Annotated in this window: 12 protein-coding genes; 2 read left to right on the forward strand and 10 right to left on the reverse strand. The window is 64.6% G+C overall.

Annotated elements, in window-relative coordinates:
• Positions 1–45 precede the first annotated feature (45 nt).
• Together ACFIMZ_RS23870 and ACFIMZ_RS23875 are read right to left on the reverse strand one after the other, a co-directional pair.
• Positions 46–1,305, reverse strand: a complete 1,260-nt coding sequence (locus ACFIMZ_RS23870) for an IS256 family transposase (protein ID WP_431819397.1) — start codon at positions 1,303–1,305, stop codon at positions 46–48.
• Between the two features lie 76 nt (positions 1,306–1,381).
• Complete coding sequence (locus ACFIMZ_RS23875; RefSeq protein ID WP_431824764.1) at positions 1,382–2,281, reverse strand: LysR family transcriptional regulator; 900 nt, start codon at positions 2,279–2,281, stop codon at positions 1,382–1,384.
• 98 nt (positions 2,282–2,379) lie between these two features.
• On the opposite strand from ACFIMZ_RS23875, the gene ACFIMZ_RS23880 reads away from it, so the two are divergent.
• Positions 2,380–3,360: an NAD-dependent epimerase/dehydratase family protein gene (locus tag ACFIMZ_RS23880; protein WP_431824765.1), complete on the forward strand. Its 981-nt coding sequence runs from the start codon at positions 2,380–2,382 to the stop codon at positions 3,358–3,360.
• A gap of 208 nt (positions 3,361–3,568) precedes the next feature.
• Positions 3,569–4,960, forward strand: a complete 1,392-nt coding sequence (locus ACFIMZ_RS23885) for an RtcB family protein (protein ID WP_431824766.1) — start codon at positions 3,569–3,571, stop codon at positions 4,958–4,960.
• A gap of 27 nt (positions 4,961–4,987) precedes the next feature.
• Here ACFIMZ_RS23885 and ACFIMZ_RS23890 read toward each other — a convergent pair whose 3' ends face one another.
• From ACFIMZ_RS23890 to ACFIMZ_RS23925, 8 genes are all read right to left on the reverse strand, one after another.
• Positions 4,988–5,779: an SDR family NAD(P)-dependent oxidoreductase gene (locus tag ACFIMZ_RS23890; RefSeq protein ID WP_431824767.1), complete on the reverse strand. Its 792-nt coding sequence runs from the start codon at positions 5,777–5,779 to the stop codon at positions 4,988–4,990.
• A gap of 86 nt (positions 5,780–5,865) precedes the next feature.
• A complete protein-coding gene (locus ACFIMZ_RS23895; RefSeq protein ID WP_431824768.1) occupies positions 5,866–6,360 on the reverse strand; it encodes a type II secretion system protein in 495 nt (164 codons plus the stop codon).
• The gene (locus tag ACFIMZ_RS23900; protein WP_431824769.1) at positions 6,354–6,737 is read right to left on the reverse strand and encodes a type II secretion system protein; all 384 of its coding nucleotides are present in this window, start codon (positions 6,735–6,737) and stop codon (positions 6,354–6,356) included. The genes ACFIMZ_RS23895 and ACFIMZ_RS23900 overlap by 7 nt, the downstream gene beginning before the upstream one ends.
• Complete coding sequence (locus ACFIMZ_RS23905) at positions 6,737–7,216, reverse strand: type II secretion system protein (RefSeq protein ID WP_431824770.1); 480 nt, start codon at positions 7,214–7,216, stop codon at positions 6,737–6,739. Before ACFIMZ_RS23905 ends, ACFIMZ_RS23900 begins: the two co-directional genes overlap by 1 nt.
• A 1-nt stretch (position 7,217) precedes the next feature.
• A complete protein-coding gene (locus tag ACFIMZ_RS23910) occupies positions 7,218–9,563 on the reverse strand; it encodes a hypothetical protein (protein WP_431824771.1) in 2,346 nt (781 codons plus the stop codon).
• A gap of 10 nt (positions 9,564–9,573) precedes the next feature.
• Complete coding sequence (locus ACFIMZ_RS23915; protein ID WP_431824772.1) at positions 9,574–10,209, reverse strand: hypothetical protein; 636 nt, start codon at positions 10,207–10,209, stop codon at positions 9,574–9,576.
• Positions 10,206–10,772 (reverse strand): hypothetical protein, encoded by a 567-nt coding sequence (locus tag ACFIMZ_RS23920; protein WP_431824773.1) that lies wholly within the window; start codon positions 10,770–10,772, stop codon positions 10,206–10,208. Before ACFIMZ_RS23920 ends, ACFIMZ_RS23915 begins: the two co-directional genes overlap by 4 nt.
• Entirely contained in the window at positions 10,769–11,338 is a 570-nt protein-coding gene (locus ACFIMZ_RS23925) for a PilN domain-containing protein (RefSeq protein WP_431824774.1), read from the reverse strand. The genes ACFIMZ_RS23920 and ACFIMZ_RS23925 overlap by 4 nt, the downstream gene beginning before the upstream one ends.
• Position 11,339: the final 1 nt, after the last annotated feature.

Here is an 11,339-nt window from a genome sequence, read left to right on the forward strand (position 1 = left end):
GGTGGCGGAGGTGTCCGGAATTTCGTGTGTGAGGCGGGTTAAGACTCAGATTCCGATGCTGAACCGTTCCGGGTAAAGCAACGCAAACTGCGTCATCGCGCTTTTCCAATCGTGCCGGGAGCCGGTCCACTTGGCAACGACGTTGCGCAGCGCCAGCCAGATCAGCTTAAGCGCGGCCTCGTCTGACGGGAAGTGGCCGCGTGCCTTGATGATCTTCCGAAGCTGCATGTGCAATGACTCGATCGCGTTGGTCGTATAGATAATCTTCCGGATGTCCGGCGCGAACGCGTAAAAGGGGATGACCTGTTCCCAGGCCCGGCGCCAGAGCGCGGCGATCGGCGGGTATTTCGTGCCCCACGGGCCGGCGTCGAAGGCATCCAGCGCCACGGCGGCTGCCTCGGCCGTCGGCGCCCGGTAGACCTCCTTGAGCGCGGCGGCGGCCGCCTTGCGATCTTTCCAGCTCACGAAGTCCAGCGAGTTCCGGATCAAATGCACGATGCAGGTCTGAACCGTCGTTTCAGGGAACACGGAATTGATCGCTTCCGGGAAGCCCTTCAGGCCGTCGACCACGGCAATCAGAATGTCCTGCACGCCGCGCAGTTTCAGGTCGTTGACGACCCGCAGCCAGAACTTGGCGCCTTCGGTCTGCTCGATCCAGAGACCGAGTACGTCGCGTGTGCCATCGCGGCGCACGCCCAGCGCCAGGTAGATCGCCTTGTTGCGGACCACGCCTTCGTCGCGGATCTTCACGCGCAAGGCGTCGAAAAACACGACCGGATACATCGGCTCGAGCGGGCGCTGCTGCCATTCACGCACTTCGTCGATCACCGCGTCGGTCACCGTGCTGATGAAGTCCGGCGATACCTCGATGCCGTACATCTCCAGCAGGAAGCCCTGAATCTCCCGCACGCTCATGCCGCGCGCGTACATCGCGATGATCTTGTCGTCGAACCCGGTGAAGCGCCGCTCGCCCCTGGCAATCAATACCGGATCGAAGGTGCCTTCGCGGTCGCGCGGAATCTCGACGTCGAGCAGGTCGTCGTCGGTCGTAACGCGCTTGCGGCTCGTGCCGTTGCGGTGGTTCGTGCTGCCAGCCGGCTTGGCTTCGCCCTTCTCGTACCCCAGGTGGTGGGCCAACTCGCCGCCCAGTGCGCGCTCGAAGATCGCCTTCTTGAGCGCGGCAAGCTGCTCGTTGATCGTCGCCCGGTCCAGCGTCCCGGGCACCAGTTGCTTGATCAGTTCCGGGTCAAGGTTCAACCCCTTGCCCGGTTCTATCGTCACTTCTTCCTTGCGTTTGCGTGGCATAAAGTGGCTCCTTGGCCATCAGTTTATGCCTCACACACAAAAGATCGGATAGGCTCCAGGTGGCCGGGCGTCGCCGTCAATCCGGCTTCGCTCCGACATACGCCAGCAACCCCCGCACCAGCGCATCGAACGTCGCCCGGCAGCGCGGGCTGTTCCGCAGGTCTTCGTGCATGACGACCCACGTTTCCAGCGGCAGCGCGACCTGTTCCGGCAGCACGCGCACGAGCCGCGCATCGCGTTTCGCGAGCGCCGTCTGGCAGATGCCGATTCCATATCCCGCGCGGATCAGCGCCAGCTGCGCCAGGTTGTTGTCCGTCCGCAGCGCGAACGCGTCGCGGTTCCAGATGGGCAGCGCGTGCGTCGCCGCGCGCAAGAACGGCGTCATTGCGTCGAACCCGATCAGCGCATGTTGCGCGAGCTCGGCCAGCGTCGCCGGCGAGCCGTGCTCGGCGAGATAGTCGTCCCGCGCATACATGCCCAGCTCGATGTTCCCGATGCGCCGCGCGACGAGCGCATCCTGCGCGGGCGGCGCCATGCGGACCGCGATGTCGGCCTCACGGTTCAGTACATCCTGGATGCGGTCGGTCGGCGCCAGCTCCACGACGAGCCCGGGATGGTCGCGCCGCAACTGCGACAGCATCGGCGGCAGCACTTCGACGCCGATCACGTCGCTCGCCGAGATCCGCACGACGCCGCTGACGCCGGCGCCGTGACTCGCCGCCGCGCGTTCGAACGCGGCCGCCGCGCTGCGCAGCGTCTCGGCATGGCCGCGCAGCGCCCGCGCGGCCTCGGTCGGCAGCAGCCCGGACGGCGAGCGGGTGAACAGGGTCTGGCCGAACGCGGCTTCGAGCGCGGCGACGTGCCGGCCCGCCGTCGGCTGCGTGATGCCGAGCGCGCGCGCCGCGCCCGACAGCGACCCTTCGGTCAGCACCGCGAGGAAGGTTCGATACAGTTCCCAGTTGAGATCGGAGGTCATACGGAAATGTATAGCGGATCGATCACGTTCGCCAATTCCTTGCTATCCCAATGCGGCCCAGAATGCGCTCACGACGGATTCATTTCAGGAGAGCGGCAATGGCGGCGGAAGGTCAACGCACGGAACGGCAGGCGCTGGTGCTCGGTGCGACGGGCGGCATCGGCGGGGAAGTCGCGCGGCAGCTGCGTGACGCGGGCTGGCGCGTGCGGGCGCTGCGGCGCGGGCTGACGGACGCAACGGCGCAGCGCGACGGGCTGGCCTGGGTGCGCGGCGACGCGCTCGACCGCGATGCCGTGATGCAGGCGGCGCGCGGATGCGCGGTGATCGTGCATGCGGTCAATCCGCCCGGCTATCGCCGCTGGTCCGAATGGGTGCTGCCGATGATCGACAACACGATCGCGGCGGCCGCGGCGGCGGGCGCGACCGTCGTGCTGCCGGGCACGGTCTACAACTATGGCGCCGACGCGTTCCCGGTCCTGCATGAAGACGCGCCGCAGCATCCGTCCACCCGCAAGGGGGCGATCCGGGTCGAACTGGAGCGCCGGCTGCAGGACGCGGCCGCGCGCGGCGTGCGGACGATCGTCGTGCGCGCGGGCGATTTCTTCGGGCCGCGGGCCGGCAACAACTGGTTTTCGCAGGGGCTGGTGAAACCCGGGCAGCCGCTCGGGACCGTGAGCCTGCCGGGGCGGCGCGGCGTCGGTCATCAATGGGCGTACCTGCCGGACGTCGCCCGCGCGATGGTGGAGCTGATCGCGCGGCGGGAGACGCTGGCGCCGTTCGCGCGCTTCCACCTGGCCGGGCACTGGGACGCGGACGGCACGGAAATGGCGCAGGCGATCTGCCGCGTCGCGCAACGGCACGGGGTGCGTCCGGCAATGCGGCGCTTCCCGTGGTGGCTCGTGCGCGCGGCGTCGCCGTTCGTGCCGACGCTGCGCGAGCTGCTCGAGATGCGTTATTTGTGGCGCGAACCGGTCCGCCTGGACAACGCGCGGCTGGCCGCGGTGCTGGGGCGCGAACCGCATACGCCGCTCGACGCGGCTGTCGAGGCGACGCTGGTGGGGCTGGGGTGTTTGCGGTGAACGATGCGTCGACGACGTCCGGCATGCCGATCGGGAGAGGAAGCGCCGCAGTGTTGGCGGCTTGCGACAGCATGCTCGTCACCGTCTTCCCGTCTGCAATGCGCTTCTGCTATGATCCGCGCTCCCTTCCTTGACGCTGCTGCGGGAAGGTACTCAAGACCACCGGTTTGCCTGAGGTCGCGTCGTACCTTTTCCATTCCAAGCAGCGATGTCTACTTTTCCCCGCTTGAAAAAAGCCTTGCAACGGCAAGGCATCCGCGTCGACTACCAGGCCGGCGTCTACCACCTGCGCAACGAACAGTCGCAGGCCTCCGTGCTGTTGCCCGCCGCCTTGCCGCTCGAGGAGAAGGCGGTGCGGCAACTGCTGTCCTTCGCGGCGGTGCGTTCGCCCGATCATCGCCACGGCGTCTGCAAGGCATGCGCGACGCCGGACTTTCATCCGGGCGGAATCGCGCCCGTCGGATCGATCGTCGCGACCGACGACGCGTTCGTGATTCCCGCCGCGGTCGGCACCGACATCAACTGCGGGATGCGCCTGCTGACGACCGGACTCAAGCGGTCGTCGCTCGCGCCGCTCGAATCGCGCATCGTCGAGCGTCTGACCCGCGCGATCCTGGCGGATCACCGGGACGTGCCGGTCAACGGCGCCGCATTCCGCGCGCTGTTCGACACGGGCCCCGACGCGTTCATCGATCGTGTCGCGCCGCACGGCATCTGGCGGCAGGTCGATCGAGACCGGCTCGTGCGCGAGCTGTCCGCGTGCATCGGTCTCGACCGGTTCGACGGCAGTTCGAAGTATGCGCCGGACGCGCACGTCGGGGCCCGGGAAACGTTTCGTGATCCGTGCCTCGGCACGCCGGGTTCGGGCAATCATTTCGTCGAGCTGCAGGTCGTCGACGAAGTGCTCGACCGGCATGCGGCCTATCGCGCCGGGCTCGCGCGCGACGACGTCGTCGTGATGATCCACAGCGGCTCGCGCGATGTCGGCTTCTACGTCGGGCGGCGCTGGATGGATCGCGCGCGTGCAGCCTGGCCGGCGGGCTTGAAGCATCCGGAGAGCGGCCTGTATGGCCTCTCCGGGGAGCTGGCGCGCGAGTATCTGGCCGCCATGGGCACGGCCGCGCGCTATGCGTGGCTGAATCGCGTGGTGCTCGCCGAGATGGTGCGCAAGGAACTCGCCGAGCTGACGGGCGGGACGCATTCGGCGCTGGTCGTGGATGTGCCGCACAACGTCGTGCTTCAGGAAGACGGGATGAATATCCATCGCAAGGGCGCCACGCCGGCCCGCGAAGGCGACCTCGCGTTGATCCCGGGTTCGATGGGCGACGCGTCGTTCCTGGTGACGGGGCTCGGTCACCCGGACTGGCTGTGGTCCTGCAGCCACGGCGCCGGCCGGAGCGTGCGCCGGCAGGCCGTCAGGCGGCTTCGCACGGAGCGCGCGCCGGGCGCATGGACGTGCGTCACGCTTCGCGAGGAGCGTCGCATCGAGGAAGCGCCGGAAGCGTACAAGCCGATCGGCCCCGTGATCGACGCGCAGGAGCAGGCCGGCCTGATACGCGGCGCGGTGCGGCTCAAGCCGTGGATCACGTTCAAGGCATGACGGAGGCCGGCGTTGCACGTCACGACATCACAGGCCGTCGAACGCGAGCGTCGGCACGTCGACGACCATCGCGCCGCCATCGGCGACGAGCGTCGCGCCCGTCACGAACGACGCGTCCGGCGACGCGAGGAACGCGCACACCGCCGCGATTTCGTCCGGCTCGGCCGCGCGCCGCAGCGGCACGTCGGCGCTGACGCGCGCATAGGCCGCGTCGAGCGATTCGCGGTGCTGTGCCATCAAGGGTGCCATTTCCGCGTCGGCCATCGGCGTGCGCACCCATCCCGGACAGACCGCGTTCGCGCGCACGCCGTGCGGCCCGTAGTCACGCGCGAGCGAGCGCGCGAGCCCGAGCAGCGCATGCTTGCCGACCGTGTAGCCGCACACGCCGGGCCCGGCCGCGAGCGCCGCGATCGACGCGACCAGCACGATGCTGCCGCGTTGCGCGATCAGGTCGGGCAGGCACGCGCGGGCGCTGACGAACGCGGTGTCGAGGTTCGCGTGCAGCGCGTCGCGCCACTGCGCATCGTCGGTTTCGTCCGCGCGGCCCAGGCCGTGCCCGCCCGCGCAGGCGACGAGCGCGTCGATGCGGCCGAAGCGCTCGGCGATGCGGGGCATGAAGCGGAGCCAGTCGGCCGTGCTCGCGGCGTCGCCGGCGAGCGCGAGGCCACCGGTGTCGGCCGCCAGCGCGTCGAGCGGCGGCTGACGCCGGCCGATCAGCACGACCCGGTCGCCGTGGCCGGCGAAGCGTCGCGCGCACGCGGCGCCGATGCCGGTGCCCGCGCCGGTGATCACGATCGTGCGGGGAGGCGGGTGGGGCATGTCGTTCTCCGGTAGGGTGTCGATCCCGGTTACTGTAGGCGGCGCGAGGTCGCGCGGGTATCAGCCGAATGGGTGAATGAAATGGCTTACTTGGCAGGTGGATTCGCGATCTTCGGCACGTAGCTGAATTCCCACTGCCGATAGGTTGGCGCTGTTGCGAATACCGCCTGGTCTTCCGGGAAGCCTGCTGCTTTGAGCGGCTTTTTCGAGGATGTGCTGCGTACACCCATCACGCCTCCCTCGGGGGAGAGAATGGGCTCAAGGGGTTGCCCCGTGACCGGATCCGGGTAGAGACGACGCAAATACCGGCGCACGACCGGATAGCGCGGGTCGCGCAACAAATCCTCCAATTTGTCGGGATAGGGCCGAGTACCCGCCGGCGTGCTTTCCGAGTATTGCCGAATGGCATGGCGATAGAGATTGCCCACGTACAGCAGCTCGAGCTCGCGTGCACGCTGGTTGGTCTTTACCGCGTTGTCCAATAACTTGCCCAATCCGAGCGTGATCAACAGGATGACCAGCAACGCCCAGAAATAGGCGACGCCGCGCTGACGGCCGGGATGACCGTGACGTCTTACCATGCGTTGTAATCGGTTCCGTCGAGCGCTTTGCCCAGCGCGCCGCTTTTCACGTCCACGACGGTTTTATCTTCATTGTCGGTCCCGATGACCGGCACCCAGCTGTCGGATCGGCCGGTCACGGGATCGAGCGGCAGCGCGCGCAGATACTGGTGCTCAGTCAGCTCGGTCAGTTTTTCCGGGTACTTTCCCGTGTCGCTGTAGTACTCATCCAGCGCGCGGCGCATCACCACCAGATTTTCTCTGAGTGCCGCTTCTTTTGCCCGGTCGGTCTGATGGATGTAGCGTGGCGCGACGATCGACAGCAGGGTCGCGACGATTGCCAGGACGACCAGCAGTTCGATCAGCGTGAAGCCACGCGCGCGTCTTCGGCGAATCATTACCATTTCCGGTACGGAATGCCATTGATGCCTTTTCTGTCGCTCAACGAAAACACGTCGTACACGTCAACCCCTTCCTGCGGGCTGTCGGCATCGCTGGCATAGCTGCGCTTGCCCCAGCTATCCGCGGCCGAGGTTGGGGGCGACGGATTCATTGGATCGTACGGAATTCGGCGCAAGAAATGAATTTTGTGGCCTTTCGGATCGCGCTGATCAACCACTCCAGCGACCAGTTGATCGAGCGATTTCGGATAGCCGGTCGAATCGGCGGCGCGCGCGATCCGCCCCTCGTCACCCGCCAGCTTGTATGCATCGATCGCGGACCGGATTTCCCTTAGTGCGGCTTTGAGCTCACGCTCCTTCTCGCGCTGCTGCTGGATCTTGAAGAACGGTGTGGCGACGGACGCAATGATGGCCACGAGCGCGACCGTCACGATCATCTCGATCAGCGTGAAGCCGGATTCGCGGGGTCGTCTCATTTCAGTCGGACACAGTCAGTTGCTTCGGGAGCGCGACGGTGCTGGACAGTTGCGCGTCGTTATGGAGGACTTTCGTGTTTTGCAACGACAGAATGACCGGGACTTTCGATTTCTGCTTCGCCTGAAGTGTCAGCATCCCGAGCGACCCGTTGGCAGCCGCCCGACCGACCGTGATGTGAATCACATTGTTGTCCTGACGGGCTTCGAGCGCTATCCCATCGCGCGGCTCAACCTTGAGCAACTGAATGCCGGGCTGGTCCAGCACCAGATCGAGTTGAGCTTTTTCGAATCCTGGTCCATTCGCGAGCAGATTGACGGTGAATGCGGTATTGGGTGCGGCTTGTGACGGCGCTGCCAGATCGAAACGGATGGTTTCCGGCGAGTTTGATTGCGGGGAACCGGATGCCGATGAGGCGGACAATGACCCCATGGCAGCCTGGGTTCCCGACGCGGACGGGGTAGCAGTCGAATTGGCGGCCGAATTTCCTGCGCCGGGGGGCGGCAGGTTATCCGAATCGCTGTATCGAGCCGCCGGAGGGAGCCGCAACGGTCGGTTCGACACCTGTTCCGCCGTGCCGCTCGCGAACGTCTGTGCGTAGGCATTGGGCACCGCGAGTGACCGGGCAATATGCGGCGTAATCAGCAATACGATTTCGGAGCGCGTCGACGTATCGTTGTTGTTCGAGAACAACCGACCGAGCAACGGAATCTTTCCCAATCCGGGAATGTGGGTGCCCGATTCCTGGGTGTTGTTCTGAATCAGACCCGCCAGCACCTGAGTTTCGCCTTCGTGCAGCCTCAGCACCGTATTGGCGTTGCGCGTGCCGATCTGATAAGCGAGCAGACCGGTTGCCGACGAACGGACTTCCTTGACGATGTTGCTGACTTCGAGCGCCACTTTGATCGTCACGTCATTGTCGACGTGGACTTCCGGTTCGACATCCAGCTTCAAACCGACATCCAGATAGTTGACCGATTCGGTGATCGCGCTCGAGGTTTGATTGACGGTCGATGTGATGACCGGCACCTTGTCGCCGATCATCACGCTGGCCTTTTCACGATTGATCACGCGGATTCGCGGATTGGCCAGCGTACGCGTGCTGCTGCTTGTCTGGCGAAGGTTCAGCACGGCCAACGGATCGGGAAAGGTGAGCGGGAAACTGTTCCGGTTCAGGTGGGACAGATCGCCGAGCGTCAGCGCGCCGGCCACGCCCGTCGGCCCGACCAGTTTGGCGCTGACGGTGTCCGGAAACTGAATGCCCAGTTTGAGCAGATCGTTTGTATTGACCTCCAGCACCTCGACATCGAGGATGACTTCCGAATTCGCGATGTCGTACAGATTCAGCAGGCGAGCTATCGTCTCTTGCACCGTTTCGGTCTCGCGCACCACCAGCATCTTCAACCGGGCATCCACATACATCGACCTGGGGGCGACGATCGTGCGCAGCATGTCCTGGATTTTCTGGGGATCGGCGCTGTTCAGGTAGTAGGAGCGCACGATCAGATCGTCATAGCGTTTTTTCTTCTCCTCGGTCGACGGGTAGATCAACATCGTGGTGTCGTTCAGCACCTTCCTGTCGAGTTGCGAAGTCTGCAGAATCAGGTTCAGCGCGTCGATCACCGGCGTATCGCGCGCATAGATCGTCGTACGAAGACCAGGACTGACGTCTTTGTCCAATACGAAGCCGATACCCGACGTCTGGGTCAATATCGAGAGTACCGAACGGATGTCCACGTCCTTCAGTTCCAGCGTGACCGGCTTCTGCAGGGATTGATTGAGCGCAGGCAGCATCATCGTGGCGCGCGTGGATTGCGCATCGATTTGCTGAAGCAGCGCGCTGGCCTGACGATGGCCGGGATTTTCCGACAGGATCGTGTTCAGCAACTGTCGGGCCGTGGCGGTATCGCCTTTGGCGAGCATGGTGCGGGCCTCGTCCAGTTCGATCCGTTCGCGCTGTTCGCGCGCGATCAGGCTCACGCCGCGCAAGGCTTCGGTATGTTGCTGATCGTAGCGCAGCACTTGCTGATACGCGGCAAGCGCTTCGTCAGCCTGACCGTTCGCGCGCGCGGCCGCTGCCTTCTGCATCAGCAATTGCACTTGGCTATCGCGCTCGGCAATGAACTTCATCCGGTACCGCTCCGGATTTTCCTTCGACGCGCGCTGCAGTTGCTCCAACCCCTGGCTGATCTGGCCTTTCTCGATCAACTGGTTGCCCTGGCGCCAGTCGGTATAACCTGCACAGCCATAGAGGCCGGTGGCGAGCACGGCGAGACTCACGATCTTCAGCGAATTCCGAATCGGGTCGGCAAGGAAATTCGCTCGATAAGCAAAATGCACCGGATTCATCTCCTGCCTGTCAATTGACGGGGGTTACGTGTACGCCCGCCGGATTGCTGGCGAGAAAGCCTTGGCCCACCTGGGTGGATGTTCCGCCGTGAAGCGTGTCGCTGGCGGCGCCACCCATTGCGATCAGGCGGGTCTCACTCGAGCGAACATGTTGGAGCGTAACGGTTGTCGACGTAATCGATTGAATCTTCCAACTGTCATTCAGAACATCGCCGATATTCAACACGACCGGGTCGTTACCGTTCGAAGCAAAAAAGACCTGCGTTTTACCGTCCTGGATCATTCGACCCAGATACACGATGTCTTGCGCCGGAGACTGGGGAGATGCGGCGACCGATGGCAGCGGCGGCGGCTGGCTCGGACCGACGTGCACGCCGGCGGACGGCAGGGGCGGCAACTCGGATGGCGTTGCCTGGGACTTCGCCAAATCAGCCACCATCGGGTCGGGCAACTGGGGGCGCTGCCAAGGGGCCGTGGACGGCTCGATGTGCGTTGGCCCAGCCCCGTGACGCGCCACCGGGGAATTGCTTGCCCTCTCCACCAATATCGGGAGCTCGACCGAGTCCGGTTGAAGCAGGGAGACGGCCGAGCCGACCAGCGTGACGGCCAGGACGAGCTGTACAGGCGTGGACACGACGAGTTTCATCTGGCCGCCTTCGCCCGGTAATACAGATGAATATCCAGCTTCTGCTCGATCTTCAACGAATCATTCGGATTCTTCGAGTAGGCGAGGCGGGCAATCGACAAGTTCGGAAACGTGTTGAGCATCGCCTGCAGGAAGCGTCGCTGTTGCAGGTCGGTTCCCCTGATTGCCATGCGCATCACGAGCCGCTCGACGGGTAACGCCGTCAGCGTCACGTACTGATAGTCGACACGCGTGACGACAACACCGCTCTTGTCCGCGAGGACGTTCAAGTCGCGAAGCTGGTCCGGGTACGTGTCGTATTCGGGCAAGGCGACGATAAATTCCTTCGCCGAATAGCGCGGCACAGTGTCGAGCGCGGCAGGTCGTGCCCGTTTGGGCTCCGGTATGGATGCCAACTGCATCGTCATCCGCCGCGTTTCGCGGAGCAACGGATAATCGACTGTGATCACCAGTGACGCCCACAGGACGATCAAGCTCGCGGCGGCAATCTGGCCGGTCTCGAGTTGATTGAGCAGCCAGGAACAGCGCCAGGACGCCATTTGCAGCGCTTGCTGACGATTCATGGCCGTCTCCATTCCGCAATCAGCGAAAAAGATAACGTTGGCGACCCGGTACCCGGAAGTCCCGGCAGGCCTGGAAGGGGAGGCGCGGCGCTTTGGGCGGACGCCGGGCCGTTAACGTCGTTCTTCGTCTGACTGACCAATTGCACGGAAGACCAGGCGGGATCTTTCTGCAGCGCAGTGATGAGGTCGAGTACGCTTTGTGGCTGATTGGCGATGCCGCTGATACGAATGCGGCGCGTGACGCCGGCGTCGGGTTCCAGCGTAAGCAGTTCGACACCCGGCTGCGTCGCAAGACGCAAGCGATCCAGCATGTCGGTCCACGGATAGCGCATCTCGGCAAAAACGGAGTCGAGCGCAGCGGGGATGGCGGACGTGGTTGAAGGCTGTCTGACCACGGTTTTTCGGGACAGGCGATGGGCTCGCTCGACGATGCTGTCGCGCTGTACGAGCAGCGTGTCACGCCACCATAGCGCATGGAGGCACCCGACGAGCGCGATCGCGCTGACGGCGATCCATCGCCGATTCGAGAATGATTGGCGCGCGTAGTTCCAGTTCAGGCGCCCCATA

It is taken from the genome of Burkholderia sp. F1, assembly GCF_050813845.1.
Classification (GTDB): Bacteria; Pseudomonadota; Gammaproteobacteria; order Burkholderiales; family Burkholderiaceae; genus Burkholderia; species Burkholderia ubonensis.

Bases quoted from the DNA above. Each gene is read 5' to 3' on its own strand.
- ACFIMZ_RS23870 (WP_431819397.1), bottom strand. From the start codon at position 1,305: ATGCCACGCAAACGCAAGGAAGAAGTGACGATAGAACCGGGCAAGGGG.
- ACFIMZ_RS23875 (WP_431824764.1), bottom strand. From the start codon at position 2,281: ATGACCTCCGATCTCAACTGGGAACTGTATCGAACCTTCCTCGCGGTG.
- ACFIMZ_RS23880 (WP_431824765.1), top strand. From the start codon at position 2,380: ATGGCGGCGGAAGGTCAACGCACGGAACGGCAGGCGCTGGTGCTCGGT.
- ACFIMZ_RS23885 (WP_431824766.1), top strand. From the start codon at position 3,569: ATGTCTACTTTTCCCCGCTTGAAAAAAGCCTTGCAACGGCAAGGCATC.
- ACFIMZ_RS23890 (WP_431824767.1), bottom strand. From the start codon at position 5,779: ATGCCCCACCCGCCTCCCCGCACGATCGTGATCACCGGCGCGGGCACC.
- ACFIMZ_RS23895 (WP_431824768.1), bottom strand. From the start codon at position 6,360: ATGGTAAGACGTCACGGTCATCCCGGCCGTCAGCGCGGCGTCGCCTAT.
- ACFIMZ_RS23900 (WP_431824769.1), bottom strand. From the start codon at position 6,737: ATGATTCGCCGAAGACGCGCGCGTGGCTTCACGCTGATCGAACTGCTG.
- ACFIMZ_RS23905 (WP_431824770.1), bottom strand. From the start codon at position 7,216: ATGAGACGACCCCGCGAATCCGGCTTCACGCTGATCGAGATGATCGTG.
- ACFIMZ_RS23910 (WP_431824771.1), bottom strand. From the start codon at position 9,563: ATGAATCCGGTGCATTTTGCTTATCGAGCGAATTTCCTTGCCGACCCG.
- ACFIMZ_RS23915 (WP_431824772.1), bottom strand. From the start codon at position 10,209: ATGAAACTCGTCGTGTCCACGCCTGTACAGCTCGTCCTGGCCGTCACG.
- ACFIMZ_RS23920 (WP_431824773.1), bottom strand. From the start codon at position 10,772: ATGAATCGTCAGCAAGCGCTGCAAATGGCGTCCTGGCGCTGTTCCTGG.
- ACFIMZ_RS23925 (WP_431824774.1), bottom strand. From the start codon at position 11,338: ATGGGGCGCCTGAACTGGAACTACGCGCGCCAATCATTCTCGAATCGG.